The sequence below is a fragment of the Nocardia sp. CC213A genome (genome assembly GCF_030766805.1).
Lineage (GTDB): Bacteria > Actinomycetota > Actinomycetes > Mycobacteriales > Mycobacteriaceae > Nocardia > Nocardia otitidiscaviarum.
Genome location: NZ_JASFXA010000011.1, coordinates 173377 through 198023, shown reverse-complemented (window position 1 = coordinate 198023; position 24647 = coordinate 173377). Strand labels below are relative to the sequence as shown.

28 protein-coding genes and 1 tRNA gene are annotated in these 24647 nt (G+C 69.1%); 15 read left to right on the top strand and 14 right to left on the bottom strand.

The genetic code is table 11. The features are described 5' to 3' along the window. Positions 1 to 67: 67 nt before the first annotated feature. The 4 genes from QJS31_RS21550 to QJS31_RS21535 are packed head-to-tail and all read right to left on the bottom strand — an operon-like array spanning position 68 to position 3947. Positions 68 to 667 (bottom strand): ATP/GTP-binding protein, encoded by a 600-nt coding sequence (locus tag QJS31_RS21550; RefSeq protein WP_282783488.1) that lies wholly within the window; start codon positions 665 to 667, stop codon positions 68 to 70. Continuing rightward, positions 648 to 1022: a DUF742 domain-containing protein gene (locus QJS31_RS21545; protein WP_029927698.1), complete on the bottom strand. Its 375-nt coding sequence runs from the start codon at positions 1020 to 1022 to the stop codon at positions 648 to 650. Before QJS31_RS21545 ends, QJS31_RS21550 begins: the two co-directional genes overlap by 20 nt. Further along, positions 1022 to 1450 carry a roadblock/LC7 domain-containing protein gene (locus QJS31_RS21540; RefSeq protein ID WP_228807646.1) on the bottom strand — a complete coding sequence of 143 codons (429 nt, stop codon included), beginning with the start codon at positions 1448 to 1450 and terminating at the stop codon, positions 1022 to 1024. The genes QJS31_RS21545 and QJS31_RS21540 overlap by 1 nt, the downstream gene beginning before the upstream one ends. After that, positions 1425 to 3947 carry a nitrate- and nitrite sensing domain-containing protein gene (locus tag QJS31_RS21535; protein WP_306357534.1) on the bottom strand — a complete coding sequence of 841 codons (2523 nt, stop codon included), beginning with the start codon at positions 3945 to 3947 and terminating at the stop codon, positions 1425 to 1427. The genes QJS31_RS21540 and QJS31_RS21535 overlap by 26 nt, the downstream gene beginning before the upstream one ends. Positions 3948 to 4197: 250 nt before the next feature. Between QJS31_RS21535 and QJS31_RS21530 the strand changes: the two genes are divergently transcribed. Both QJS31_RS21530 and QJS31_RS21525 read left to right on the top strand, forming a co-directional pair. Beyond that, on the top strand, positions 4198 to 5751 hold the full coding sequence (locus tag QJS31_RS21530) for a succinic semialdehyde dehydrogenase (RefSeq protein ID WP_282783493.1): 1554 nt from the start codon (positions 4198 to 4200) through the stop codon (positions 5749 to 5751). A 47-nt stretch (positions 5752 to 5798) separates the two neighbouring features. Further along, positions 5799 to 6605, top strand: a complete 807-nt coding sequence (locus QJS31_RS21525) for a class I SAM-dependent methyltransferase (RefSeq protein WP_306357533.1) — start codon at positions 5799 to 5801, stop codon at positions 6603 to 6605. 42 nt (positions 6606 to 6647) lie between these two features. Here the strand turns inward: QJS31_RS21525 and QJS31_RS21520 are convergent, their stop codons facing one another. Further along, complete coding sequence (locus QJS31_RS21520; RefSeq protein ID WP_043599955.1) at positions 6648 to 7055, bottom strand: DUF779 domain-containing protein; 408 nt, start codon at positions 7053 to 7055, stop codon at positions 6648 to 6650. 188 nt (positions 7056 to 7243) lie between these two features. Then, positions 7244 to 8461: a helix-turn-helix domain-containing protein gene (locus QJS31_RS21515; RefSeq protein WP_306357532.1), complete on the bottom strand. Its 1218-nt coding sequence runs from the start codon at positions 8459 to 8461 to the stop codon at positions 7244 to 7246. A 166-nt stretch (positions 8462 to 8627) separates the two neighbouring features. On the opposite strand from QJS31_RS21515, the gene QJS31_RS21510 reads away from it, so the two are divergent. Together QJS31_RS21510 and QJS31_RS21505 are read left to right on the top strand one after the other, a co-directional pair. Then, positions 8628 to 9503, top strand: coding sequence for an LLM class F420-dependent oxidoreductase (locus QJS31_RS21510; protein ID WP_306357531.1), 876 nt, complete (start codon positions 8628 to 8630; stop codon positions 9501 to 9503). Between the two features lie 32 nt (positions 9504 to 9535). Then, the gene (locus tag QJS31_RS21505; protein WP_306357530.1) at positions 9536 to 9934 is read left to right on the top strand and encodes a hypothetical protein; all 399 of its coding nucleotides are present in this window, start codon (positions 9536 to 9538) and stop codon (positions 9932 to 9934) included. A gap of 87 nt (positions 9935 to 10021) precedes the next feature. Here the strand turns inward: QJS31_RS21505 and QJS31_RS21500 are convergent, their stop codons facing one another. Genes QJS31_RS21500 through QJS31_RS21490 form a run of 3 tightly spaced genes read right to left on the bottom strand, consistent with a single transcriptional unit; the run spans position 10022 to position 12290 of the window. Next, on the bottom strand, positions 10022 to 10687 hold the full coding sequence (locus tag QJS31_RS21500; protein ID WP_282783505.1) for a response regulator transcription factor: 666 nt from the start codon (positions 10685 to 10687) through the stop codon (positions 10022 to 10024). Further along, positions 10684 to 11085: a hypothetical protein gene (locus tag QJS31_RS21495; protein ID WP_306357529.1), complete on the bottom strand. Its 402-nt coding sequence runs from the start codon at positions 11083 to 11085 to the stop codon at positions 10684 to 10686. The genes QJS31_RS21500 and QJS31_RS21495 overlap by 4 nt, the downstream gene beginning before the upstream one ends. Positions 11086 to 11135: 50 nt before the next feature. Then, a complete protein-coding gene (locus tag QJS31_RS21490; RefSeq protein ID WP_306357579.1) occupies positions 11136 to 12290 on the bottom strand; it encodes a sensor histidine kinase in 1155 nt (384 codons plus the stop codon). A 180-nt stretch (positions 12291 to 12470) separates the two neighbouring features. Between QJS31_RS21490 and QJS31_RS21485 the strand changes: the two genes are divergently transcribed. From QJS31_RS21485 to QJS31_RS21475, 3 genes are all read left to right on the top strand, one after another. Then, positions 12471 to 13952, top strand: a complete 1482-nt coding sequence (locus QJS31_RS21485) for a multicopper oxidase family protein (protein WP_282785867.1) — start codon at positions 12471 to 12473, stop codon at positions 13950 to 13952. A 126-nt stretch (positions 13953 to 14078) separates the two neighbouring features. Beyond that, positions 14079 to 14645 (top strand): hypothetical protein, encoded by a 567-nt coding sequence (locus QJS31_RS21480; protein WP_306357528.1) that lies wholly within the window; start codon positions 14079 to 14081, stop codon positions 14643 to 14645. Positions 14646 to 14652: 7 nt separating this feature from the next. Then, positions 14653 to 15255: a hypothetical protein gene (locus tag QJS31_RS21475; RefSeq protein ID WP_282785865.1), complete on the top strand. Its 603-nt coding sequence runs from the start codon at positions 14653 to 14655 to the stop codon at positions 15253 to 15255. On the opposite strand, the gene QJS31_RS21470 is transcribed toward QJS31_RS21475, so the two are convergent. Continuing rightward, complete coding sequence (locus tag QJS31_RS21470; RefSeq protein WP_282785868.1) at positions 15252 to 15686, bottom strand: nuclear transport factor 2 family protein; 435 nt, start codon at positions 15684 to 15686, stop codon at positions 15252 to 15254. The two genes, QJS31_RS21475 and QJS31_RS21470, sit on opposite strands and share 4 nt — an antisense overlap. A 181-nt stretch (positions 15687 to 15867) precedes the next feature. Here QJS31_RS21470 and QJS31_RS21465 point away from each other — a divergent pair, with 181 nt between their 5' ends. The 3 genes from QJS31_RS21465 to QJS31_RS21455 all read left to right on the top strand — a co-directional run bounded on the left by QJS31_RS21465 (position 15868) and on the right by QJS31_RS21455 (position 18150). After that, positions 15868 to 17559 (top strand): BCCT family transporter, encoded by a 1692-nt coding sequence (locus QJS31_RS21465; protein WP_306357527.1) that lies wholly within the window; start codon positions 15868 to 15870, stop codon positions 17557 to 17559. Positions 17560 to 17629: 70 nt separating this feature from the next. After that, positions 17630 to 17839, top strand: a complete 210-nt coding sequence (locus tag QJS31_RS21460; RefSeq protein ID WP_282783675.1) for a hypothetical protein — start codon at positions 17630 to 17632, stop codon at positions 17837 to 17839. Then, positions 17836 to 18150, top strand: coding sequence for a hypothetical protein (locus tag QJS31_RS21455; protein WP_306357526.1), 315 nt, complete (start codon positions 17836 to 17838; stop codon positions 18148 to 18150). Before QJS31_RS21460 ends, QJS31_RS21455 begins: the two co-directional genes overlap by 4 nt. Before the next feature lie 262 nt (positions 18151 to 18412). Here QJS31_RS21455 and QJS31_RS21450 read toward each other — a convergent pair. Beyond that, positions 18413 to 18497 (bottom strand) — tRNA-Leu (locus tag QJS31_RS21450). Positions 18498 to 18693: 196 nt separating this feature from the next. Continuing rightward, positions 18694 to 19008 carry an integration host factor, actinobacterial type gene (mihF, locus tag QJS31_RS21445; RefSeq protein WP_029927743.1) on the bottom strand — a complete coding sequence of 105 codons (315 nt, stop codon included), beginning with the start codon at positions 19006 to 19008 and terminating at the stop codon, positions 18694 to 18696. A 378-nt stretch (positions 19009 to 19386) separates the two neighbouring features. On the opposite strand from mihF, the gene QJS31_RS21440 reads away from it, so the two are divergent. After that, on the top strand, positions 19387 to 20232 hold the full coding sequence (locus QJS31_RS21440) for a tetratricopeptide repeat protein (RefSeq protein WP_306357525.1): 846 nt from the start codon (positions 19387 to 19389) through the stop codon (positions 20230 to 20232). Between the two features lie 212 nt (positions 20233 to 20444). Beyond that, a complete protein-coding gene (locus tag QJS31_RS21435; protein ID WP_282783669.1) occupies positions 20445 to 20759 on the top strand; it encodes a hypothetical protein in 315 nt (104 codons plus the stop codon). Positions 20760 to 20789: 30 nt separating this feature from the next. On the opposite strand, the gene QJS31_RS21430 is transcribed toward QJS31_RS21435, so the two are convergent. Then, a complete protein-coding gene (locus QJS31_RS21430) occupies positions 20790 to 21290 on the bottom strand; it encodes a nitroreductase/quinone reductase family protein (protein WP_282783667.1) in 501 nt (166 codons plus the stop codon). A gap of 152 nt (positions 21291 to 21442) precedes the next feature. Here QJS31_RS21430 and QJS31_RS21425 point away from each other — a divergent pair, with 152 nt between their 5' ends. After that, complete coding sequence (locus QJS31_RS21425; RefSeq protein WP_282783666.1) at positions 21443 to 21664, top strand: hypothetical protein; 222 nt, start codon at positions 21443 to 21445, stop codon at positions 21662 to 21664. Beyond that, positions 21664 to 22887, top strand: a complete 1224-nt coding sequence (locus tag QJS31_RS21420; RefSeq protein ID WP_306357524.1) for a hypothetical protein — start codon at positions 21664 to 21666, stop codon at positions 22885 to 22887. The genes QJS31_RS21425 and QJS31_RS21420 overlap by 1 nt, the downstream gene beginning before the upstream one ends. Before the next feature lie 180 nt (positions 22888 to 23067). On the opposite strand, the gene QJS31_RS21415 is transcribed toward QJS31_RS21420, so the two are convergent. Further along, positions 23068 to 23937, bottom strand: coding sequence for an NAD(P)-dependent oxidoreductase (locus tag QJS31_RS21415; RefSeq protein ID WP_282783663.1), 870 nt, complete (start codon positions 23935 to 23937; stop codon positions 23068 to 23070). A 140-nt stretch (positions 23938 to 24077) separates the two neighbouring features. On the opposite strand from QJS31_RS21415, the gene QJS31_RS21410 reads away from it, so the two are divergent. After that, positions 24078 to 24437, top strand: a complete 360-nt coding sequence (locus tag QJS31_RS21410) for a helix-turn-helix domain-containing protein (RefSeq protein WP_282783661.1) — start codon at positions 24078 to 24080, stop codon at positions 24435 to 24437. Positions 24438 to 24647: the final 210 nt, after the last annotated feature.

Genomic DNA, 24647 nt, shown 5'->3' with positions numbered 1-24647 from the left:
CCGGCGCGCACCGCGCACTTCAGTGGCCCCGCCCGGACTCCGGGCGGGGCCACCGTCGTCTTCTCCCTCAGCCGCCGACGCGGGCGGTGCTGGCGCGCTCGATGAGGTACTGCACCAGGGTCATGAGCACGTTCTTGGCCGAGGTGCGATCCCGGGCGTCGCACAGCATGACCGGCAGCCGCGGATCCAGGTCGAGCGCATCGCGCACCTCCTCGGCGGTGTAGCGCGGCGCCCCGTCGAAGCAGTTGACCGCCACCGTGAACGCCACCCCGCGGCGTTCGAAGAAGTCGATGGCAGCGAAGGAGGAATCCAGGCGACGGGTGTCGGCCAGCACCACCGCGCCGAGCGCGCCGCGCGCCAATTCGTCCCACAGGAACCAGAATCGGTCCTGGCCGGGGGTGCCGAACAGGTACAGCACCAGGCTGGGGTCGATGGTGATGCGGCCGAAGTCCAGGGCCACCGTGGTGGTGGTCTTGGCCTCCACGCCGCTCAGATCGTCCACGCCGGAACTGAGTTCGGTGATCAGCTCTTCGGTGCGCAGCGGAGTGATCTCACTGATCGCCGACACCATGGTCGTCTTGCCCACGCCGAAACCACCGGCGATGAGGATCTTGACCGAGGACGCCAGTTGACGCTCCACGGACGGGTCAAAGCTTTCGGATGCCATCGAGTACAGCTCGCAATACGTTGAGGTCGCCGGGACCGGCGTCGGAGGTGGCCGGAGCCCGGAAGTTCAGCAGCCGGTCGGAGATGAGGTCGCCGACCAGGATCTTCGTAACCGCCAGCGGTAGCCGCAGGGTCGCCGAGACCTCGGCGACCGACTGCGGAAGCTGGCACAGGCGAACGATTTCCGCGTATTCGGGTTCGACGCGCCGCAGTGGCGGAGCTCCGTAGGGCGCGTGCACCACGGTGAGCATGTCCAGGTCGTGCGCCGCGCCCATGGTCCGGCCTCCCGTCCGGGCATACGGGCGCACCAGCGGACCAGCCGCGTCGTCGAACCATTGTTCCCCCGGCCGCGGCATCATGACAGTCGGGGGTTGCCCTGTCCGGCCAAGCCTTGGCGCGGGGTGGTGGACAGGTAGCTGCCGACACGCTGCACGGTCAGGTTCATCTCGTAGGCGACCATGCCCAGGTTGGCCTGCTCGGTGGCCTGTAGCGCCAGGCAGGCGTGACTGCCGGCGGCCGTCACGAACAGTACGGCCCGGTCGAGTTCGATGACCGCCTGGCGTACGCCGCCACCGTCGAAACGATTGCCCGCGCTGCGCGCCAGACCGTAGAGCGTGGAGGACATGGCGCCGAAATGCTCCGCGTCCTCCCGGCTCATGGCCGAGGAGCGACCCAGCAGCAGGCCGTCGGTGGAGTGCACCACCGCGTGTCGAACGCCCGCGAGCCGATCGACCAGATCGTCGAGTAGCCAGTTGAGATCACCAGCGTTGGAGGTGGTCACCATCGCCTTCCTGTCGGTCCGGGGGAGTGGAGGTAGGCCCGAACGCATCGAAACCGGCCCGACGGCCCTGCCTGGTTCCGTTCTCGATGGCGGACATGAGGTCTCGGGCCTGCTCGGCGGTGGCGGCCGGACGCTCCGAGGGCACCGAGGAATCGGCTGCCTCCGGGGCATTCGCCAATTCCGGTGCGAGACTTGCCTGTCGACGCCGACGCGGGAGTGCCGGCCGAGTGTCGGAGCCAGTGTACTGGGAGCGGCCGTTCTCGCGGGCGGTATGGCCGATCTCCGGGAAACGCTCGGGTCGCGGTGGGAACACCGGTGGTCGAGTGGGGTTGGTCGGCGGCTCGAACGCCGCGACCGGCTCGAAGGATCCGGTCTGGGTGGCGGATCCGGCGGGCGGGACGGGCGTCGGTTCGGCTTGTTCCGGCGGCGCCAGCGGCGGCAGGAACTCCGGCGATTCGAGTTCCAGGCGCGGCAGCTCGGATTCGGTGCGTAGCGCGGCGACGCGCTGGGCCAGCGGTTCCCGGGCCACCACGGGGATCTCGCCGCTGGCGACGGCGGCGACGGTCAGATTCGTGGGCACCAGCACGATGGCGCGGACGCCGCCGTAGTCGGATTCGGTCAGGCGCACCGAGATACCGTGCCGCATGGCCAGCCGCGCCACCACGAACAGGCCGAGGCGAGAGTCCTTCGACAGTGTGGACACACCGAAATCCGGTGGATTGCGCAGCATCTCGTTGAGCCGGGCCTGTTCGGACTCGGGGATGCCCATACCCTGGTCGATCACCTCCAGCGCCAGCCCCTTGCCGACCACGCCGCCGCGAATCTCCACCTGGGACTGCGGCGGGGAGAAAGAGGACGCATTGTCGACGAGTTCGGCCAGCAGGTGCACGAGGTCGGCGACGACGGTGCCCGCCACCGCGATCTCCGGCATCCGGTTGATCTTCACCCGGGTGTAGTCCAGCGCTTCCCCGACACCGGAGCGCACCACCTCGACCAGCGGCACCGGCTGCCGCCACTGGCGGCCGGGCTGACCGCCCGCCAGGATGATCAGATTCTCGGCATTGCGGCGTTCGCGGGTGGCCAGGTGGTCGAGCCGGAAGAAGGTCTCCAGCAGAGCCGGATCCTCCTGGCGCGCTTCGGCTTCGTCCAGGATCTCCAGCTGGCGGTGCACCACCACCTGGCTGCGGTGGGCGATATTGAGGAAGACCGCCTTCACGCCCTCCCGAGTACGGGCCTCGGTCACGGCCGCCGAGACGGCCGCGCCGTGCGCATGGGTGAACGCCTTGGCCACCTGGCCGATCTCGTCGTGCCCGAAGTCCAGGACGGCCGCCTCGGCGGCGGGGTCAACCTCCTCGCCCTCGTTGAGCTTGCGCATGATCTCCGGCAGCCGCTCGTCGGCCAGCGCGAAGGTCTGGTCACGAAGGCGCTTGAGCCGCCGGATGATCCGGTTCGCCAGCAGCAGCGCCACCACGAAGGCGGACGATGACAGCAGCAGCACGCCGAACCCGGCCAGCAGGGAATCGCGCGCGTTGTCGTGGGCGTCCTGGCGGGCGATGCTGTTCGCCTCCAGGTTCTGGTCGTCCCACAGCTTCGCCAGGGTGTCGGAGACCTCGGCGACGGCCGCCTGCCACTCCTCCGTGGTCAACGGCAGCGGAGTGAGGATGGAGTCCTCGACCTGCGCGCCGGTGCGGGAGTCGGTGGTGTCGTGCTCGTGCGGGAAGGCACGCTGCATGAGCGCCTGTTCCATGGCCCCGAGTCGCTGCCAGGCGGGGCTGGCGAGCAGGTTCTGCGCCACCTGTGCCTGCGCGGGATCGCTGTCGCCGGTGAGGATTTGCACGGTGATGCGATAGAAGCCGATGAGGCGAATGTATTCGGAGGCGAGTTCATCGGGCAGACCGACGTCGTTGGCGAGTGCGGCCCCGAGCGCGTTCGCACGGGTCAGCGACTCCAGCGCCAACAGCACCTGCACCGATTCGGCGAGTTCGGCGGCGATTTCGGCGCTGGGCGAATCCTCCTGCACGATGCGGGTACCGATGAGCACCACGTCGGGCAGGCGGCTGTAGAAGGTGTACGCGTCGGTGATGGGCAGCATGCCCGAATCCACGCCCGCGCGCACGGTCGTGAGGTTCTCCTTGAGCTTCAGGAAGTCGCCGACATCGCCCTGGAGTGCCTCGGGCCCCATGTTCCTGACCTGATCCTCGGTCGGGGTCATGGTGCGGAAGGCGTTGTCGAGGCGGGTTCTGGCCCCCGCCAGCGCGGTGCGGTCGGTCTCCTCGCCCGCGTAGATCCACAGGGTGGCCCGGCGTTCGTCCTGCACGGCCTCGAGCAACTCCGCCACCGGTTCGATGCCGTCGATCATCTGCGCCGCCCAGTCCTCGGCGCGGTTTCCGGCGGACACCAAATACCCGGCCGTTCCCACTCCCACCCCGAGCAGCGCCGCGCTCGGAACGAGCGCGATCGCCAGGATGCGGGTTCGGACGCCGAGCCTCGCTCTGAACATCTGCGCAACGTAACGGGACGTAGGTCACATATGCCGCCCATGTCCCGGTGGCCGGGACTCGATTGGACAACTCGAGTTATTCGTGTCGGAGCATCGGCCCCACGACCCCGGTCGACGGCTGGCCGGTCCGACTCGCTGCCGGTCGACAATCCGGCCGATTCGGATCATCGCGGCGGAGTGGGCATGATCGGGCCCTACCTGGGGGTAGATTGTGTGTATCCACGAGTTACTCGTAAGTAGGAGGCCGACCATGCCCGTGCCGGAAGCCGCAGTATTCGACCGTCTGCGGACGTTCGCGGCGGTGGACACCACCGGGGACCACCGGACCCGGACCATCACCGAGGTGTTCACCGGCACGACGCTCGGCTCGGTTCCCGTCGGCACCGCCGCCGACGTCGCCGCCGCGTTCACCAAAGCGCGCGCCGCACAAGCGGACTGGGCCGCCCGTCCACCCAAGGACCGGGCCGAGGTCTTCGAGCGCTACCGGGCGCTGGTGGTGGAGAACCGCGAATACCTCATGGACGTGATCCAGGCCGAGACCGGCAAGGCGCGCTGGGCGGCCCAGGAAGAGGTCATGGGGCTGATCTTCGCGGCCCGGTACTACGCCCGGGTCGCACCCAAGCTGCTCAGCCCCTACAGCGTGCCGGGCGCGTTCCCCGTCCTCAATCGCGCCCAGGTCCGCACCCAGCCCAAGGGCGTGGTCGGGGTGATCGCGCCGTGGAACTACCCGATGCTGCTCTCGGTCGGCGACTCGATCCCGGCGCTGCTGGCGGGCAATGCCGTGGTGGTCAAGCCCGATTCGCAGACGCCGTACTCCTCGCTGGCCAATGCCGAGCTCATGTACCGGGCCGGACTGCCGCGCGACCTGTTCGCGGTGGTGACCGGACCGGGCACGGTGGTCGGCACCGCCATCGTCGACTCCTGCGACTACCTCATGTTCACCGGCTCCTCCGACACCGGCCGCACCCTCGCCGAGCAGTGCGGGCGGCGGCTGATCGGCTTCTCCGCGGAACTGGGCGGCAAGAACCCCATGATCGTCACGCGCGGTGCCCACCTGGACAAGGCCGCCAAAGCCGCTGTGCGCGCGTGTTTCTCGAATGCCGGGCAGCTGTGCATCTCCATCGAGCGGCTCTACGTGGACCGCGCCGTCGCACCGGAGTTCACCGAGAAGTTCGTGGCCGCGGTGCGCAACGCCAAGCTCGGGGCGAGCTACGACTACTCCAGCGACATCGGCAGCCTGATCTCGCCCGCGCAGCTCGAGACCGTGCAGAAGCATGTCGCCGACGCCACCTCCAAGGGCGCGAAGGTGCTGGCGGGCGGCAACGCCCGCCCCGATATCGGCCCCCTGTTCTTCGAGCCGACCATCCTCACCGAGGTCACCGACGCCATGGAGTGCGGCCGCGACGAGACCTTCGGCCCGCTGGTGTCCATCTACCCGTTCGACACCGTGGACGAGGCCATCGCGCTGGCCAACGACACCGAGTACGGCCTCAATGCCAGCGTCTGGGCCGATACCAAGGCCGCCGGTGAGGCGATCGCCGAACGCCTGCACGCCGGAACCGTCTGCGTCGACGAGGGGTACGCCCCCGCCTGGGGGACCACCGGCGCGCCCATGGGCGGTATGGGGATCTCCGGCGTCGGCCGCCGCCACGGCCCCGACGGTCTGCTGAAGTTCACCGAACCGCAGACCGTGGTGGTGACCCGCTTCCTGAATCTCGATCCGCCGCCGCTGGTCTCGCAGGACAGGTGGCAGCCCTTCCTCATGGGTGTGGCTCGCGCGCTGCGCTTCCTGCCGGGTCGCTGAGCCGGAATCCCTTGTGGCCCTAGTCTGGGGCGGTCGAAAGGAATTTCATGAGCAATCCGCTCGCCGCCCCGGATCCGTGGGATGTCGTGGCCGACGGCTACGACGAGGTGACCCCCGATATGATGCTGCCGTTCGCGGTACTGGCGCTGGCGCAGGCCGATCCGGCCGCCGACGCGCGCGTACTGGATGTCGCGGCCGGGCCGGGGACGTTGACGCTGCCCGCCGCCGCCCTGGTCGACCGGGTGGACGCGATCGACTTCTCGCCCACCATGATCGACCGCTTACGCGCGCATACCGCGGCGGCCGGATTCGACAATGTGGCGGCACAGGTGGGCGACGGACAGCGACTGCCGTTCGCCGACAACGAATTCGACGCCGCATTCTCCATGTTCGGGCTCATGTTCTTCCCGGATCGGGCCGCCGGATTCGCCGAACTGCACCGGGTGCTGAAGCCGGGCGGCACCGCCGTGGTGTCGAGCTGGGCACCGGCCTCGGAATCCTCGCTCATGACGCTCATGTTCGACGTATTGCGCGCCGGGAATCCGGATATGCCGCGGCCGCAGCCGAATCCGGACAGCCTGGAGAATCCGGAGGTGTTCGACGCCGAACTGCGAGCGGCCGGATTCACCGACGTGACCGTACAGGCGCACACCATCTCGCTGTCCTACGAGAGCGCGGCGGTCATGTGGGACAAGTTCGCCCGTGGCAGCGCGCCCTTGCAGGTCATGCGCCAGAGCGTCGACGCCGACGAGTGGGCGCGGCGGGACCGGCTCATGCTCGACCACCTGGCGGCGAATTACACTCCGCACCAGGCGCTCACCACGACCGCCTGGCTGGGCTCCGGTCGCAAGTGATCGATGGCGCGGCCGGCCCGGAGAAACCGGCCGCGCCACCACTCATCCGGTCAGGTCCGCGCCGCGTCGCGGTGCCGGGGCCGCCTCCAGGACCGCCGCCTCGGCGTCGGTGAACACGCGTGACCGGATGATGAATCGGACTCCCTCGTGGGCCTCCAGCGAGAAACCGCCGCGGCGGCCCGGCACCACGTCCACGGTGAGATGGCTGTGCCGCCACCGCTCGAACTGGTCGGCGCTCATCCAGAACGGGGTGTCCGGGAAAACACGCCCGAGCAGGACGTCGGCCGCGCCGACCCGGAACTCGCTCAGCGGACAGCACAGCGGGGAACCGCTGTCGCGGGACATCCCCGACTGGTGGAACACCACCGGCCCGTGCCGGTCGATGAGGCCCTGCAGGACCTCGGCCGCGGCCTCGGTGATGCCCACCCGGGATACGGCACCGGTGCGCATCACAGGGACCCGACCCGCGGTACGGCGCGACCGGCGCTCGGCCGGTCGGGCGCGGGCGTGATCGGGTCGGTCCCCGGCCCGTCGGTGCCGGGTTGGGCGTTACTCATGACGCGCGACCTCCTCGCGATGTCTCCGGGTATTCGGGCTCACTATGAACCGGACGGGTTGGCGCTGGGTTGGCGTCACCGCTAACCCGTCAGCGCGGTATGCAAACGTGCGGTGACCAGGGCACGACGGCTGTCGCCGGGAGCCAGCAAACGGAGCGCGTGCTCGTGGACCTCGATATCGTCCGGGCGGTGCTCGCCGAAGAGCAGGGCGTGCTCGGGTCGGTTGCCCGACAGCACGGCGGTGCGCACCACCACGTCGATGTATTCGCGCCACCGCACGATGCCCGGGGTTTCCGAATGCGGTAGCAGCGGACCCCGATACCGGCGCAGGGCGGTGGTGACGTCGCCCGACTCGATGGCGGCCAGCACCTCCGCGGCGTCGCAGCAGATCGGTCGGGTGAGCAGGTAACGACGGTCGGCGATACCGCCGTCGATGGCGCGGCGCAGATGGGAGACGTCGGCCTTGAGCGTGGACGCGGCGACGGGCCGGTCGCCGTAGACGGCGTCGCGCAGGCGGTCCGGCGTGAATCCGTCCGGCTCCAGGGCCAGCAGGGTGAGGATTTCCAGCTGGCGCGGGCGCATCGGGATCGGTGTGCCCGCGCGCAGCAGGCGCGCCCTGCCCAGACATTCCAGGCGAATGGCCGGTCCGGTGCGCGGGGCGTCGACGCGCAACCGGGATTCGATGGCGCACACCAGCGCGCGCACCGTGGACATGGCCAGCGGGTTGGCGCGATCCCAGTACGAGGACAGATCCAGCAGCCCGACCATGCGGCCGTCCGGGGCGTGGATGGGCGCGCAGTAGCAGACCCAGGCGTGCAGTGCCTCCACCAGGTGTTCGGCCGAGAACACCGTCGTCGGCCGGTCGTTGTGCAGCGCCAGCGACACCGCGTTGGTGCCCATGTGGAACTCGTCCCAGACGCCGCCCGGGGCGAAGTTCACCTGCTCGGCGCGCAGCCGGACACCGCGCGCGCCCGAGGACCACAACAGCACGCCGTCCGCGTCGGTGACCGCGGTGACGAATCCGGCGTCCTCGGCGATGCCGCGCAGTTCGGCCGCCATCGCGAGGACGGGCTCCCGCAACGGGGAGCGGGACCAGCGCAGGCCCAGCTCGTCGCGATCGGTCGCCGGAGCGACGGCGCGGGACAGGTCCACGGCCCCGCGCACCCGCTGCCAGGATTGCGCGACCTCGGTGCGTAGCAGGGTGTTTCGACCGATGGAGGCCCCGGATGCGGCGGCCCACCGCGTCCAGACCTGCTCCAACTCCGCTCGCCGCTGCGTGAGAGTGTGCACCTCTGTCATGCGCCAACTCCTCGTTGATCCGCTGTGCGCACCCTCATCATGGTCCCCGGGCGTGGGACGTGAGCCCGATCGATGCGGCCGCGGCACGGATTGTCAGAGCCCGGTGCGCGGCCGGTCGGTCCACGGCACCGGCGGACGGGCGAAAACGACTGGTAGACAGGAGCATATGGAGAAGCCATTCCGTTTCGGCGTCAATCTGACCATGCCCGGTTCCCGATCCGAATGGGTCACGCGGTGTCAGCGGGCCGAAGCACTGGGCTACGACGTCATCAGCGTTCCCGACCATCTGGGGCTGCCCGCGCCCTTCCCGGCACTGGCGGTGGCCGCCGAGGTGACCGAACGGGTGCGGTTGAACACCTTCGTGCTCAATACGCCCTTCTACAACCCGGTGCTGCTGGCTCGCGATGTGGCCGGGCTGGACGCGCTCAGCGGCGGCCGATTCGAACTGGGCCTCGGCGCGGGCTACGTGCAGGCCGAATTCGAGGCCGCCGCACTGCCGTTCCCGACCGCCGGGCAGCGGGTCGACCACCTCGAGCGCACCGTGACGACGCTGCGGGATCTCTTCGCCGACCCCGAGTACCAGCCGCGCCCGGCCCAGGCCGGGGGACCGCCGCTGCTCATCGCCGGATGGGGTGACCGCGTGCTGTCCGTCGCGGCCCGACACGCCCGGATCATCGGCTTCGCCGGGGCCGCACCCTCCACCAGCGGACATCACCTCACCCTCGCGGACCCCGCCGACTTCACCCGCAAGCTCGAACACGTCCGCGGCCTGCTCGGCCCGCGCACCGACGAGGTCGAGTTCAACCTCCTGGTCCAGCAGGTCGCGGCACCGGCGGACCGCGACACCCTCGGCGCGGGCATCCGACCCCATATGCCGCCGGGGGACACCACCGTGGAGGAGCTGCCCACCCTGCTCGTCGGCACCCCCGAACAGATCGCCGACACCCTGCGCGAACGCCGCGAGCGGTACGGGTTCTCCTACATCACCGTGCTGGAACCGAGCATGGAAAAACTCGCGCCTGTCATCGAGCTGTTGCGCTGACAGCGGCCGAGGCGGTGCTACCGTCGGACACCGTGAGCGAAGATGCCCTTGTACGGGAAGTGCGGGAACTACACCGTGATCTCGGCGGCTGGCTCGGAAGCGCCGACAATGCGGCGCGGGAGCGGTTCCTCGGGCAACAACACGCGGAGTTCTCGATGGTCACCCTGGACGGGGATATCCTCACCCGCGCGACGCTGGCCGATCATCTGCGCGGCGCGGGCGGCGCGGTGCCGGGGCTGCGGATCGACATCGACGATATCGAGATCCTGGTGCGCACGGCGGAGACCGCGGCGGTGCGCTTCCGGGAACGGCACCGGCACGGCGATACCGTCGCCGCGCGGCTGACGACGGCGGTGCTGTTGACCGACCCGGCCGCCCGGAATGGGTTGCGCTGGCGCAGCGTGCACGAAACGGCTTGCGCCGACAAATAATCGGGTTCGCCCGGCGATCCGACTGCGAGCAGTGCTTCGACTGGCGGACGTGATCCGGCTCCGACGTGCCGACCGGGCCGGTCGGCGCTAGCCGCGCGTGATCTCCCAGGGCGCACGGGCGTCCGGGTCGGTGCGGTGCGCGTAGACCGCCAGACGCACCCGATTGTCACAGCCGGTCTTCGACATCAGGTTCGCCACATGGGTTTTGACCGTGGTCGCGCCGAGGTGCAGCCGGTCGGCGATCTCCTGATTGCCCCAGCCCTCACCCACCAGGCGCAGCACCTCACGTTCGCGGGGCGTCAGCTCGACGGTCGGGAGATCGGGGGCGTCGGCGGACAGGGCGCGGTCGACCAGCCGCCGGATCAGGGTGGGGGAGAACAGCATATCGCCGTCGACGGTGCGGCGGACGGCCGCCAGCAGGTCGGCGGGGGCGGTGTCCTTCACCAGGTAGCCCGCGGCACCGGCGGCCAGCGCCGGATAGAGGTGATCGTCGTCGTCGAAGGTGGTCAGCACCAGGACGCGGACGCCCGGATGGGCGCGGGTGATCTGCGCGGTCGCCCGCACACCGTCCACCCCCGGCATGCGCAGATCCATGAGCACCAGATCCGGAGTCAGCCGCGCGCACAGCCGCACCGCCTCCGCCCCGTCGGCCGCCTCACCCACGACCGTCAGGTCCGCGGTGGACTCCAACAGCATGCGCAGCCCCGCACGCACCAGTCGCTGATCATCGGCCAGCAGCACCCGAATGCTCACCACACCACCTCCCACATGCCCGTCGCGACACCGCCCGCCCGCGTACTCGTCGCGGCACCAACCACTCTCGAATTCATCGCGACACCGCCCACTCCCGCATCGCGACGCCGCGGGTGCCCCGCCGTACCAATGCCCGCCCCACCGCGACACCATTCGCCCGCGGGTTCCCCGCAGCACCACAGGCCCCGCCCATCGCGCAGCGCCCGCAAACTCGTCGCGGAAGCGTCCGCACCCATGCACCTCGCGGTACCGTCCACGCTCACGTCCCGCGCGGTACCGTCCACGCTCACGTCCCGCGCGGTACCGTCCACGCTCACGTCCCGCGCGATACCGTCCACGCTCACGTCCCGCGCGATACCGTCCGCCCACACGTCCCGCTGGGTACCGTCCACGCTCACGTCCCGCTGGGTACCGTCCACGCATTTCGCGGCACCGCACGCCCGCACGCTCATCGGGGGACCGCCGCGGTGGCGATGGGCAGCAGTGCCGATACGGTCCAGCCGGAAGCGTCGGGACCGGCGGCCAGGGTGCCACCGGCGAGGGCCACTCGTTCCCGCATGCCGATAATGCCCTGACCGTCGGCATCATCGGTGGTGACGCCGGCTCCCGCACTGCGCACGGTGACCGCCACCGCATCGCCGGAGCGCAGCACCGATACCGACACCGGGGCGGCGGCCGGGGCGTGCTTCATGACATTGGTCAGTGACTCCTGCACCAGCCGCAGCAGGGTCAAGCGGCCGATGGCGTCCAGGCCGGGTGGCACCGCGATCTCGGCGGTCACCGGGAATCCGGCGGCCCGCACCCGCTCCACCGCGGCGTCGAGTTCCGCGGGCACGGCCTCCGGCTCCACCAGCGCCACCTGGCCGAGCGCCGGGTCGCGCAGGGCGACCAGCAGCCGCCGACTGTCGGCCAGCGCCGACGCGGCCGTATCGTGCACATCGTCGAGCACCGCGCCGAGCCGCTCGTCGGCGCTCACCACATGCCGCGCCACCCCGATGCGCAGCACAATCGACGCCATGTGGTGCGCGATCACATCGTGCAGTTCCCGCGCCATGGCGCTGCGCTCGGCGGTGCGGGCGTGGTGTTCGGCCACGGCGCGGCGGGTCTCCGCCTCGACGGCGCGGGCGCGCAGCGAGTCGGCCAACTGACGCTGCCCGCGCAGGTACAGGCCGGACAGCAACGGCAGGCCGATATACGCCCCGGCGGCCACCGCGCTGGCCATCCGCCAGAAGGGCGCGTGGTCGACCGCCAGTCCGACGAGCACGGCCACCGACCAGCCGCCGACCGCGACCATCGTCTCCACCGACCGGTCGGTGCGCCGCACCACATCGACCACCGCCAGCGCACCCAGAAAGGGCACCCAACTCGACAGCCCCCACGCGGTGGTGAGAAACATCGGAATCGCCAAGGCGGACAGGATGATCGAGGCCGCCAGCGGCCACCGCTCACCGAGCGCGAACACCACCGCCGCCGCCATGGCCAGCAGCCAGTAGTGCGGCGGCACCCGGAATTCACCGGGGAAGGTACTCGCCAGCAACAGCAGCGGCACCACCGCAAGCGGCAGCAGCCGCACGGCCGCGGACAGTCCGGGCCACTCGCGCATGTCGATCACCCGTTCACCGTAAGCCAGATGAGCGTCGCCTCCGCAACCGGTCAGCACCGCCCTTAGCAAAGAAAGAACGCCGACACAAGGCCCAGTCGGAGGAACCTCGCGGCCTTTTCCCTGCCCGGAGGGCGGATTCGCGCGAACTCGTGGCAATCGATGCTGGGACGGTCGAAAGGGATTGCATTGCTGACGAGACGAGGATTCCTCGCCGGGCTGGCCGCGACACCGCTGGCACTGAGCGCCTGCGGCGGCTCCGGGCCGTCGCGGCCGCCCGGCCGGGCCCTGCCCATACCGCCGCTGGCCGCCGCCGAGACCGTGGACGGGGTGCGCCGGTTCCGACTGGAGACGCGAGCGGGCCGGTCCGAGATCATCGCCGGAACACTGACTCCCACCTGGGGTTTCAACGGTCCGATGCTCGGGCCGACCATTCGGGTGCGGCGCGGTGAGACGGTGGCGTTCACGGTGCGCAACGGGCTGCCGGAGCCGACCACCGTGCACTGGCACGGTGCGCACGTGCCCGCCCGCTGCGACGGCGGGCCGCATCAGACGATCGCACCCGGCGGCACCTGGGAACCGTCGTGGACCGTCGATCAACCCGCCGCCACCCTCTGGTACCACCCGCATCCGCACGGTGCCACCGAGAAACACGTGCACCGCGGGCTGGCGGGCATGTTCCTGGTGGACGACGACACCCCGGCGGCGCGCGCCCTGCCGCACGACTACGGCGTGGACGACATCCCGCTCATCGTCCAGGACCGCCGGTTCACCGCCGACGGGTCCTTCGACGAACGCGACACCGGTGATATCGGGCTGCTCGGCGACACCATCGTCACCAATGGGGCCGTGGACGCGGAGTTCACGGTCCGCACCCGGCGGGTGCGGCTGCGGGTGCTCAACGGCTCCTCCGGCCGGATCTATCACCTGGCCTTCGCCGACGATCGCGAATTCCACCTGGTCGGTACCGACGGCGGACTGCTGCCCGCCCCGGTGGCGCTGCGCCGCCTGCATCTGAGCCCGGGGGAGCGCGCCGAGATCGTGGTGGACTTCGCCGACGGGCGCGCCGCCCTGCTGCGGTCGCTGCCGGTGACCGAGCGCGGCGACCTCACCGACGGGGCGCGCTTCGGATTCGAGGATTCCTTCGACATCCTGTGGCTGCGTCCCGTCGCCCGCCTGCTGCCCGCGCCGCCGCTGCCCGCCGAACTGGCACCCATGGCCGCCCTGGTGCCGCCCGGCACACCCGCGGACCGGCATTTCGACCTGCAATGGTTCATGATCAACCGGCAGCGCATGGACATGAACCGCATCGATCTGACCGTGCCGCTGGACAGCACCCAGGTGTGGACGGTGCGCAATGTCGACGACTGGCCGCACAACTTCCACGTCCACGACACCCGATTCCAGGTGCTGGACATCGACGGCCGGACGCCGCCACCGGAACTGGCCGGCTGGAAGGACACCGTGTACACCCGGCCCGGCTCGACCTACACCCTCGCCATGCGCTTCACCGACTACGCCGATCCGACCTACCCGTACATGTACCACTGTCACCTGCTCATGCACGAGGACCAGGGCATGATGGGCCAATTCCTGGTGCTGGCACCGGGCCAGCGCCCGACCCCACCGCCCGCGCCGCCGGGTTCCAGCGCGCACGGACACTAGAGGGACCCGGAACACACTGGGGCGCAACGGCCGAGGCGGCTTCGCGCGCACCGTCCCGCCCGCGTTTGACCCGCCGCCGACGAGGCATTACCTCACCAGAACAACCGGCTCGACAAGGAGGTTCTGGTGTCGGGTGAAGTCCTTACCGTGGTGATCGTGGCCGTCGTCCTCGTGGTGCTGGCGCTGGCGATGCTGGCGCTACGGCCGATGTGGCGCAGACGGCGACTACGCAGCAAATTCGGTCCGGAATACGACCGGACGGTTCAGCAGGCCGAGGACCGCAAGGCCGCCGAACGTGAACTGGCGCAGCGGGAACAACGGCACGCCGAATTGGAATTGCGGGACCTGAGCGATCAGGAGCAGCGCCGCTACGAGATGGAATGGGCGCGGGTGCAGGAGCGGTTCATCGACGATCCACCGCAGGCGCTGGGCGCGGCCGACCGGCTCGTCGTCGCGCTCATGGCCGACCGCGGCTATCCGACCGAGGACTACCGGCAGCGGGTCGCCGACCTGTCGGTGGAACACGCACGGCCCCTGGACAACTACCGCACGGCACACGACATCGCCGACCGCGCCGCCGACGGACGCGCGTCCACCGAGGACATGCGCACCGCCATCGTGCACTACCGCGAACTGTTCCAGGACCTGCTCGTCGGGGCCGGACACGGCACCGACACCGCGCACAACCAGTGAGGCAGCCATGAGAATCGGATCCGATCGCAACAAGAAGAATGAAGCGACCGCGCAGGAAACACCCCCCGACGACGAGCGGCTCGTCGCGCACACCGGCACCGCCGAACCCGCCCCCGACCGGCAGCCCGTGGGCCACGCCGGGATGCCGGTGGACGATCGCGCCGCCTACGCCGCGGGGGAGGACCAGCGTGACACGGCGGGCGAACCCCGCGAACCGCAGCACGCCGCCGACTCCGGCGCGCGGGTGGAAACCCAGGCACCCGGGGACGAATCGAACTCCCGGGCCTCCGTGGACGATTCGGCGCAGCGCGCCCCGCTCCGGACCGAGAGCGCCGGGGAACCATTGATCGCCGACGGTGAACTGGAGCGGCTGCGCATCCGCTGGCGTGAGGTGCAGGGCATGTTCGTCGATGATCCGCGTGATGCCGTGCATCAGGCCGACGAACTGGTGGGCGGCACCATCCAGCGGCTGGCCGACGCCTACGCCGACCGCCGCAAGAACCTCGAAACCCGCTGGTCCCGAGACGATTCCGGGGATACCGAGGAACTGCGTCAGGCGCTGCGCGGGTACCGCTCCTTCTTCGACCAGCTGCTCTCCAGCGGACGCTAGGCGGGCGCGGCCACGAACATGTAGCCCTTCTCCTCGACGCGCCGCTGAATCCTCCAGCGGCCGTCGACCCGGACGAAGGTATCCAGATACCACAGCCCGCACAGCATCAACTGCTCGCGACCGTCCGCACCGGCCACTGTCATCGGGTTGTGGCACATGGTGCGGGCGGTCGCCACATCACCGTCCACAATGATGGATGAATTGCTGATGAGGTGTTGGAAGGCAAGGAAATTCGGCATCACGTCGGCGAGGAACTTCTTGGTCGCCGCCAGATCACCGGCGGGCCCGCCCATGGCCGTGTAGTCGATGAAGGCGTCGGCGGTGAAAATCTCGTCGAGCCGATCCCAGTCGCGGGTGTCCACGGCGTGCGAGTAATGGACCATGAGGTCCTGGATTTCCAACCGGTCCGACATCTCCTGAATGGACAGCATGGCGGCCATGCTGCCACCGCCACCGGCCTCGCGTGGGGAAGTGTGTCCGATCCGGTGCGGGAAACGCGCCAGTCCCGACCGGGTTACGGGATCACAACGACGTCGGTGGGCTCGACGTGGGGTTCAGCCCGCTTGGCACATACTCGGCTGTACCCCGCCTCCGGCTGGAAGGTCGATCGTCGTGAGTACCAACAAGGAGACCCCACCGCACCAGCGTCGCATGTACACCCGGTTCGGACTGTGGACCGACCCCGCGATCTTCTTCGTCTCGGCGGGGGTCGTCATCGGGTTCGTGATCTTCGCCATCCTGTTCACCGATCAGCTGGACCGGGGCGCGACCGCCGCCAAGGACTGGGTCGTCACCAATCTGAGCTGGTTCTTCATTTTCAGCGTCACGGCCATGCTGGTGTTCCTGATCTGGATCGCGCTGAGCAAGTACGGCAATGTCCGCCTCGGAGCGCAGGATTCGAAACCCGAATACAGCAACCTGTCCTGGTTCGCCATGCTGTTCGCCGCCGGTATCGGCACCGTACTCATGTTCTGGGGCGTGGCCGAGCCGATTTCACATTTCGGCGATCCACCGCGCGAAGGGGTGGAACCGAAATCGGTCGAGGCCGCCGACGATGCCATGGCATTCGCGCTGTACCACCTGGGACTGCACACCTGGGCCATCTTCTGCCTGCCGGCGCTCGCGTTCGCCTATTTCATCTATCGGCGCGGGCTGCCCATGCGCATGAGCTCGGCCTTCCATCCGCTCATCGGGGACCGCATCTACGGGCCGATCGGCAAGGCCATCGACATCATCGCGGTGATCGGCACGCTGTTCGGCGTGGCCACTTCGATCGGCCTGGGCACCCTGCAGATCAACAGCGGTCTGAACTACCTCAGCGATTCCATACCCATCGGCAAGACGCAGCAGGTCATCATTATCGTGGTCGTGACCCTCATCGCCACCGCCTCGATCGTCGCGGGGATGGACAAGGGCGTGAAGCGGCTGTCCAATCTGAACATCGGCATGGCCATCGGCCTGATGATCTTCGTCTTCCTGGCCGGTTCGACGCTGTTCCTGGCCCGCGGCATCTTTCAAACCTTCGGCACCTACCTCAGCGAGGTCATCCCACTCGCCTTCTGGAACGACACCTACGCCGACCTGCTGGAGAATCGCAGCTGGGGCTGGCAGGGCGATTGGACGGTCTTCTACTGGGCGTGGACGATCACGTGGGCGCCCTTCGTGGGCATCTTCGTCGCCCGCATCTCCCGCGGGCGCACCATCCGGGAATTCGTCCTGGGTGTGCTGGTCGCGCCGACCGCCTTCACCGTCGTGTGGTTCTCCATCTTCGGACTGTCCGCCTTCGATATCGAGATCAACGGTTCCGGTGGACTGGTCGCCGAAATGGATACCGAATCCGGTGGCCGCGGTGCGCCGTACGCCCTGTTCACCTTCCTGCAGGAGTTCCCGCTACCCACTCTCATGGTGGCGCTGGCGGTCCTGATCGTGGTCATCTTCTTCACCACCTCCTCGGACTCGGCGTCACTGGTCGTCGACATGCTGTGCACGGGCGAGCAGGAGAAGAAGAGCCCGGTGCGGCAGCGCGTGTTCTGGGCGATTCTGGAGGGCGTGGTCGGGGCCACGCTGCTGGTCGCCACGGTGGGAGCCAGCGGGTTGGCGGCGCTCCAGCAGACCATCACCATCGCCGGTCTGCCCTTCCATGTGCTGACCTTCTTCATGATGTGGGCGCTGGTGCGCGCCCTGCGACGGGATGTCGATGTGGTCGACGTGCGCCCCCGCGCACCCGCTGCCGGCCCCTCGCTACCGAAAGCGTCGGCGGACGAACCGCCTGCGGCCGAGAAGGCTTCCCCGGACCACGACTGAGGGTGGTGCCGATATCAGATCGACGTCCAGCCAGTTGCCACGGTAAAGCGCCACGCTTTACCGTGGTGGCATGGCGAAACTGAACATCAGCCTCCCGGACTCGACCGCCGAGGCCTTGCGCGCGAGCGCGCAGGGCAACGTCAGTGCCGAAATCAACCGGGCCGTCCTGCAGCGGCTCGCGGACAAGGAGATGCGGCGCATCGCCGCCCACGAGACGGCGAACCCGCCGGAGCACAGTGATGCCGACCTGCTGCGCATCGGCATGGGCTTGCCTCTGTGAGGGAGCTGCGCCAGGGCGACATCTACACCATCGCTGCCGGTGACGGCCATCTGACGGTGGTGATCGTCGATGGTCCGGCACTGCTGCGCCATCGGGATGTCGCCGTGGCGGTGCCGGTGGTCGCGGCCGGGGAAATGCCGGAGGGGCTGCGGATCTTCTCGGTGGGATGGGATGAGGGCCGGGTGCTCGCGGTGCACCGGTTCATCCCATGCGTGCGCGCTGTGCTGGAGTCCGGGACCTACGACGGAACGGTGACCCAGGAAGTGCTCGACTTCATCAAGATGGTGCTCGCCGTCAGGTTCGACCTGTAGCGATCACGTCCCTCCGCCCGGCCGAGGACATCCAGGCGCGCTACTCCAACCTGCTGACACAGCTCGCTCTGTTGACCATGCGCGATGCCTTCGCCTTCCAGCCCACCGAGCTGATCAGGGAACGTCGTTGTCGGCCGGACATCGCGGCGCAGAAAATAGGCGGTTCCGCCGCCTGACGCGAAGTCGTGATCAGCGCTGAACGCGAAAGTCCCCGACCGGAGCCGGGGACTTTTATGTGTAATTGTAGGTTACATATACTCTGTGTCCGGAGGGGGACTTGAACCCCCACGCCCTAATACGGGCACTAGCACCTCAAGCTAGCGCGTCTGCCATTCCGCCACCCGGACCGGTGGTGCTCAGCAAGGTTATCGGATCGGACCGTATCGACCAAATCGGCCCCGAGCGGTGCGTGTGGCGCCGGTGGAGCGGTGGTCGGGAGTGGTTGCCGCCGGGTCGGATTGCGTGGCGACCGGGCGGCCCCCCCCGAGGCTGACGGTATTGGTGGCGAGGGGTCGCCACCATCCGTCCGGTTGACGCCGGGCGTCAGTTGTTGAGCGCCTCCAGCAGCGCGGCGCGCTGGCGCGAGCCCAGACCACCGATGCGGCGGTCGGCCGGGATCTCGGCCTCGTCCATCAGCTTGGCCGCCTTGACCGGGCCGATGCCCGGCAGCGCCTTGATGACGGCGGCGACCTTGGTCTTCTTGACCAGGTCTTCCTTATCGGCGCGCTTGAGCACCTCGGCCAGGCTGACCGAGCCCTTCTTGACCTGCGCGATGAGCTCCGAACGAGCCTTGCGAACAGCGGCGGCCTTGGCCAGCGCCTCGGAGCGTTGTTCGGGGGTCATGGTAGGCAGAGCCATATGTAGTTCCCTTTCACTCGTCGCTGGTACGTCGGCGTCGATTCAACATCACGACTGGCCGGGCGCAAGTTCGACACACCGCGCGGACCTGGGAGTCTCGTATGGGCGTGTCGGTGCGGGTGCGGCGGCCGGGGCGGGTGGGGACGGCATTTCAGGTGGGGTTGACGGGAAATCGGCGGGTCCACATGATCATCGAAAAGTGCAGGGGTAACTGATCTTTCGCTGATCACCGCCCCGACCGCGACCGGCCGTTCGGACTGCGCGGACAGGCGACCAGCCGTTTGCTGGCGACCTCTCCTGGCAAATGCGGAACATACCGGCGGGCGGTGGTACTACGGTGTGCCGGTATCGCGACGAGCACCGGTGGAAGGCGGGCGCATGAGCAGGTCGTATCCGTACGCCGAGTGGAGAAGCACGGCGCCACCCCTGGCGGACCGATACGACAGCGCCGAACCCCTGGCATGGAACGGCCGCACCGTGTACCCGGTGCACAGCGAACCGCTCGACACCGATCCGTGCATCGTCACGCTCACCCTGCGCTCGTCCGCACCGCCGGAGGGCGTGCGCAGCCTCGGCGTCGGACTGTCCGTGACCGGAGGGCACGTCGTACTGGACGGGCGGCGGCTGCCCGGCGTCGATGTCTGGAGCGACGCCATGACCGGGGGAGTCGCTCTGCGGCTGTGCCACACCGACGGCACGGGATCGTTCTCGCTCACCCCCGTCTGGGTCGACGACACCGACACCACCGTGTCCTGGACCGGCAACTACGGCATGCTCGTCGAACGCACGCCCGCCGCCACGGTGCTGCGGTGCAGCACCGGCGTCGGCGCGCCGAACTTCACCGAACTCGTCGTGGAACTGTGCACCGGCACCGCCGCCGCCCTCCCCGAACCCCGCCCGGCCGCCGACGCCAGCCGCTACCGCGACGCCCTCTACGACCTGGGCGTGGCCATGCACGGGCGCGGCGAGGAAGACCAGGCGTGCCAACTGTGGACCCAGGCCGCCGGATTCGGCCATATCGGAGCCGCCTGGGATCTCGGCGTCGTTCGCTACCGCCGCGGCGAGTACGCCGACGCCGCGCACTGGTGGCGGATGGCCGCCGACCACGGCGACGCCCGCGCCATGAGCGGACTCGCCGAAGTGCTGGAACGGATGGGCAACAGCAGCGAAGCCCGCGTCTGGCGCGCCGCCTGCGCCGCCGAATCCCCCGGCCACCGCCCCTGAACCGACACTCCGCCGCGCGCGGGGCGACGTAGCGGCCACGACGCGCCGTTCGGCCGGGGTCCCGCGACACACCGCCGCGCGGATGGTGCGGTCCTCGCACGTCGCCGCCGCTTCCCCGCGCGGCGTGCGCGCACGCGTGGGTGCGGTGCGTTTACGCTGGCGGGCGATCGCGGCGGGACCCCACCGCCGCGCGGTGAACCAGAGGAACGAACATGAAGACCACGACGACGGCCGCCGCGGCGGTCCTCGTTCTCGGCGTCGCCCTGCTCAGCGGCTGCTCCGACGTCGAGCGCGCCCTCAACAAGGGCGGCGACACCAAGTGCAGCGACTATCTCGCGCAGGACGCCGACACCCAACGCGTCACCGTCACCAAATTCATCAAGCAGCAGACCAATACCGAGAACGAGCCCACCGGCACCTCGGTCGACTTCACCATGGCCGCGGTCCAGGCCCTGTGCTCGGTGCAGGCCAATGCCGACACCCCGATCAAGAACGCCGATATCGCGGGGATCTTCTTCAACAAATGACCGGCGCGGGCACGGGTCCACCGTGCCCGGCTACGTCAGCGGGGTGAGGCGGATGACGACGCCGCCCTGTTGCCAGGTCTGGTAGATGTCGGCTTTGCAGGGGGAGCCGTCGGGGTTGTAGCCGATGCCGTTGAAGGCGGCGTTCTGCTTGTTGTCGCGGGCGACGATCTCGAACAGCTCCATGACAGACCGCTCGTCCTCGGCGACGTCGGCGATCATCGGCGTGGGGGAGCCACCCCGGGAAACCTCCACGGGGACATTGCCGCGCAGATTCTTGACCCAGGGCCGCAGATTGGTGCCCACGAGGAGTTGCCCGTCGTGACGGGTGTAGGCGATGGGGATGTCGTAGACCCTGCCGGACTTTCGGCCCTTCACATGCAGGGTGGCCAGCCGCTTGCCGACGAGTCCGGACAGCAGCGGGACCCGCAGCAGCCCGCGAACGACGCTGTTGAAGAGGTCCTGGCGTTTGCCGATCGGCCGCGGGCCGTCGGTGGTCGGCGTTCCGTAGGGGTTCTCGGACGGTGTGGTCATCGCCGCGCTCCTGTGCGAAATCGGTTCGGACGCAACCCAGTATCACGCCCACGACCGGTGTGCGCCGGTGTGCGCAGCGATTGTCGGCGCGATGGTTTTGTGATCAAGTAGGGGCACGGAGTGATCCGGTTCATCGGGGAACGGGGAATGATATGAGTGCCAGAGCCGAACTCGAGCGGGAATTGGGTGGGCCGCTGGCCTCGCTCGACGCGCTGTCGGAGGCGGAGATCGCCGATCTGCTGGAGCTGTTCAAGCAGGCGCAGCGGACCGAACAGGCCGCCATGGTGGAGGCCGTCGACAAGACCGTCAGCGCGCTGCCGTGGCCGTTGAAGACCGCGGCCAAGAAGATCATGTTCGGGAATCGGTTGGGCTGATGAGTGATCTGGTCACCCGGGCGCAGACCATCCTGCTGGCCCGGACGCTGCACGTACCCGCGGAACGACTGACCCATCTGGAGAAGCTGGGCGCACAGGGGTTGCACGAACTGCAGGAACGCATGGCGCGCGTCATCTTCGACCGGCACAATGCCACCTTCTCGCGGCTGAGCATGCTGGTACCGGTTGTCCCGCTCAGCATTTCACTGCCGCTGGTGCAGCGGCTGGTGCCGCCGGTGATGGCCGGTCGCGCGGCGGGCGCGATCGGCGTGGACCATCCGCGCAAGGCGGTCGAGGCGCTCGACATCCTCGATCCGGCCTATGCCGCCGACGGCGCGCCATACATGGACCCGCACACGGTGGGACGGCTCGCCGATGTCGCGCCGCCGCAACCGGTGGTGCGCATCGTCAACGAGATCCTGCGGCGGCGCGACTACATCACCGCCGGGCCGTTCCTCGCCTACGCCACCCCGCAGTTGATCGAAGCTGTCGAACACGGGGTGCACGACGACGAGGGGCTCATCCGGTCGGCGGCCTACTCGTATTCGGGCGAGAGCATCAGCGTCATCGTGCGGCATCTGCTGGACGGCCCGACACAGCGCATCCCCCGGCTGATCCAGACCATCGTGAGCGGGCCCGCCGAACTGCGGCTGGCGGCGCTGTCGGTGTTCGCGCGCACCGACTCCGACGTGATCGCCGCCATCGGCGACATCCTCTTCGAGGTCGGCACGCCCGAGGAGATCGCGGACCTCGTCACCACCTTCGTGGCGGCCGAGGCGGTGCCGGAGACCCTGCGGTTCATCGCCCACCTGAACCCCGCGGCGCTGGCGGTGCTGGCGGGCAATCCGATCATGCGCGACACCGCCACCGTCACGACCGTCGTCGACGTGCTGGACGGGTGTGCCGAACACGACCAGTGGCGGGGCCTGTTGGCGCTGGCCGAACACGTCGAGCCGGACACCGCCCGTCGCATCGGCACCCGACTCGGCGACTTCGACACCGCGACGCTCGCGCGGCTCCCGGCCGTCACCGGCGCGACCGAGCTGTGGCCGCCGCTGCTGCGGGTGCTGGCCGCCGCCGAGGCCAGCGCGCAGTCCCGCATCGGCGAAACCTGGTCGACGCTGCCGGAACCGGAACGCCGCGGGGTGGAGCAGCGGATCCGCGAGCACGAGCTGGACGAGGAACTCACGGCACTGACCGCCACCCTGCACCTGGTGCACTGACGACGGTGGCCGCAGCCGTGTCGGCTGTGGCCGTATCGTTTGCCGCCTGCGCGGCCGTGTCGGCCACCGCCCGGATGCGTGTGTGCGGTCTGCACCCTTTCGAGTGCGGACCGTACAGCCGCTGACACGCTCCCGGCGGGCACTTCGGCGTCGGGCGCTTCGGCGTCGGGCGCTTCGGGTTCAGCGCAGTTGGGTGACGGTGTGCTCGAAGGCGAGCGCACCGTGCCCGTCGGCGACCTGGCGGTCGATGAGATTGCGCAGCGGCGCGATGACATCCAAGGCCACACCGGCGTCCCGGCTGGCGCGGGCGATGGCGTCGACGGCGGCCTTCTGGAAGGCCAGGTGCTGGACGTCGGCGCGGAAGTCACCGGAGTCGATGGTGCGGCCGTACTCCGGCAGTCCGTGCGCCATGGCCGTCAGCCACGCCTGGGCGCGGTGGCCGAACTCCTCGGCGGACACGCCCGCCGAGCCGACCATGGCCGCGGCGTGGAAGAAACCGCCGAACATCGCGTACATATTCGCCAGCAGGGCGAAGTCGAACAGCGCTGCCATTCCGGCGTCGGTGCCGAAGTACTCGACGGAGCCGAACAGTTCCAAGGTCTCGCGCTGACGGTCGAACACCGCCTGCGATCCGCTGTAGAGCAGCGACGACCCCGGCTGGCCGATCATGGGCGGAATCGCCATGATGCCGCCGTCGAGGAAGTCGATGCCGTGCGCGGCCGCCCACCGCGCCAGCTCCCGCGATTCCGCTGGTGCGGTGCTGGTGAGGTTGATCAACTGCTTGCCGCGCAGTTCGGCCGCCACCGGATCGAGCTGTTCGTGCACCGAGGCATGGTCGAGCAGGACCGCGATGATCACCTCACCCGCCCGCACCGCCTCCGCGACCGACGCCGCCTCGGTCGCTCCCGCGGCCACCAGGTCGGCGGCCTTGCCCGCGCTGCGGTTCCACACCGTGGTGCTGCGCCCGCCCTTCAGCAGGGCCTCGGCCAGGACCGAGCCCATGGCGCCGAGGCCCAGAACGGTGACCGGGGGATGCTGGTTGTCCGCCATCGCGGCTCTCCTTAATAGATTCGAGTGGGGTTTGTCGGCGCGCCGGAATCCAGAGTGCTCCCGCCCGCGTTGGCCCACAAGAACGCACTATTCGGTCAGGCACCTACCACGAGGTAGGTGACGAGGTAGCGAGGGTAGGCATGGGCGAGAAGAGATTCGGACCATATTTCTGCGGTATCGACGCCGCCATGGACGTGGTCGGCGGCAAGTGGAAATCGCTCATTCTGTGGGAGCTCGCCGAGCACGGCACCCGTCGCTTCGGCGAGCTCCGCCGTGGCCTGCCCGGCGTCTCGGAGAAGATGCTCGGTCAGCAGTTGCGTGAGATGGAGGCGGACGGGCTGATCCACCGCGAGGTGTATCCGGAGATCCCGCCCCGGGTCGAATACACCCTCACCGCCGAAGGCACCGCGCTCAACATCGCACTGGCCCCGCTCGCGGACTGGGGCCGCCGCCGCATCGACCGCATCGGCGCGGAGCGCGTACCGCACCTGGCCTCCTGAGCGTGGTCGGAGGGCGGGATCGGCGGCGGTTCGCCAGCGGCATATCGCCCAGGGACCGAGCGGGCGGTTAGTGATGAATGCCAAGTCTGGGCGGTTTGGGCATTTTCGGCGACGGGCGGATCTATGATCGGGGCCGTTGCCGACGGGAACCGACCCAGACGGTCGGAGGACGGGGAAACGATGTCCGCCACAGTCGAATTCGACCGACGA

Bases quoted from the DNA above. Each gene is read 5' to 3' on its own strand.
- QJS31_RS21550 (WP_282783488.1), bottom strand. From the start codon at position 667: ATGGCATCCGAAAGCTTTGACCCGTCCGTGGAGCGTCAACTGGCGTCC.
- QJS31_RS21545 (WP_029927698.1), bottom strand. From the start codon at position 1,022: ATGCCGCGGCCGGGGGAACAATGGTTCGACGACGCGGCTGGTCCGCTG.
- QJS31_RS21540 (WP_228807646.1), bottom strand. From the start codon at position 1,450: ATGGTGACCACCTCCAACGCTGGTGATCTCAACTGGCTACTCGACGAT.
- QJS31_RS21535 (WP_306357534.1), bottom strand. From the start codon at position 3,947: ATGTTCAGAGCGAGGCTCGGCGTCCGAACCCGCATCCTGGCGATCGCG.
- QJS31_RS21530 (WP_282783493.1), top strand. From the start codon at position 4,198: ATGCCCGTGCCGGAAGCCGCAGTATTCGACCGTCTGCGGACGTTCGCG.
- QJS31_RS21525 (WP_306357533.1), top strand. From the start codon at position 5,799: ATGAGCAATCCGCTCGCCGCCCCGGATCCGTGGGATGTCGTGGCCGAC.
- QJS31_RS21520 (WP_043599955.1), bottom strand. From the start codon at position 7,055: ATGCGCACCGGTGCCGTATCCCGGGTGGGCATCACCGAGGCCGCGGCC.
- QJS31_RS21515 (WP_306357532.1), bottom strand. From the start codon at position 8,461: ATGACAGAGGTGCACACTCTCACGCAGCGGCGAGCGGAGTTGGAGCAG.
- QJS31_RS21510 (WP_306357531.1), top strand. From the start codon at position 8,628: ATGGAGAAGCCATTCCGTTTCGGCGTCAATCTGACCATGCCCGGTTCC.
- QJS31_RS21490 (WP_306357579.1), bottom strand. From the start codon at position 12,290: ATGCGCGAGTGGCCCGGACTGTCCGCGGCCGTGCGGCTGCTGCCGCTT.
- QJS31_RS21475 (WP_282785865.1), top strand. From the start codon at position 14,653: ATGAGAATCGGATCCGATCGCAACAAGAAGAATGAAGCGACCGCGCAG.
- QJS31_RS21470 (WP_282785868.1), bottom strand. From the start codon at position 15,686: ATGCTGTCCATTCAGGAGATGTCGGACCGGTTGGAAATCCAGGACCTC.
- QJS31_RS21460 (WP_282783675.1), top strand. From the start codon at position 17,630: ATGGCGAAACTGAACATCAGCCTCCCGGACTCGACCGCCGAGGCCTTG.
- mihF (WP_029927743.1), bottom strand. From the start codon at position 19,008: ATGGCTCTGCCTACCATGACCCCCGAACAACGCTCCGAGGCGCTGGCC.
- QJS31_RS21440 (WP_306357525.1), top strand. From the start codon at position 19,387: ATGAGCAGGTCGTATCCGTACGCCGAGTGGAGAAGCACGGCGCCACCC.
- QJS31_RS21435 (WP_282783669.1), top strand. From the start codon at position 20,445: ATGAAGACCACGACGACGGCCGCCGCGGCGGTCCTCGTTCTCGGCGTC.
- QJS31_RS21430 (WP_282783667.1), bottom strand. From the start codon at position 21,290: ATGACCACACCGTCCGAGAACCCCTACGGAACGCCGACCACCGACGGC.
- QJS31_RS21425 (WP_282783666.1), top strand. From the start codon at position 21,443: ATGAGTGCCAGAGCCGAACTCGAGCGGGAATTGGGTGGGCCGCTGGCC.
- QJS31_RS21420 (WP_306357524.1), top strand. From the start codon at position 21,664: ATGAGTGATCTGGTCACCCGGGCGCAGACCATCCTGCTGGCCCGGACG.
- QJS31_RS21415 (WP_282783663.1), bottom strand. From the start codon at position 23,937: ATGGCGGACAACCAGCATCCCCCGGTCACCGTTCTGGGCCTCGGCGCC.
- QJS31_RS21410 (WP_282783661.1), top strand. From the start codon at position 24,078: ATGGGCGAGAAGAGATTCGGACCATATTTCTGCGGTATCGACGCCGCC.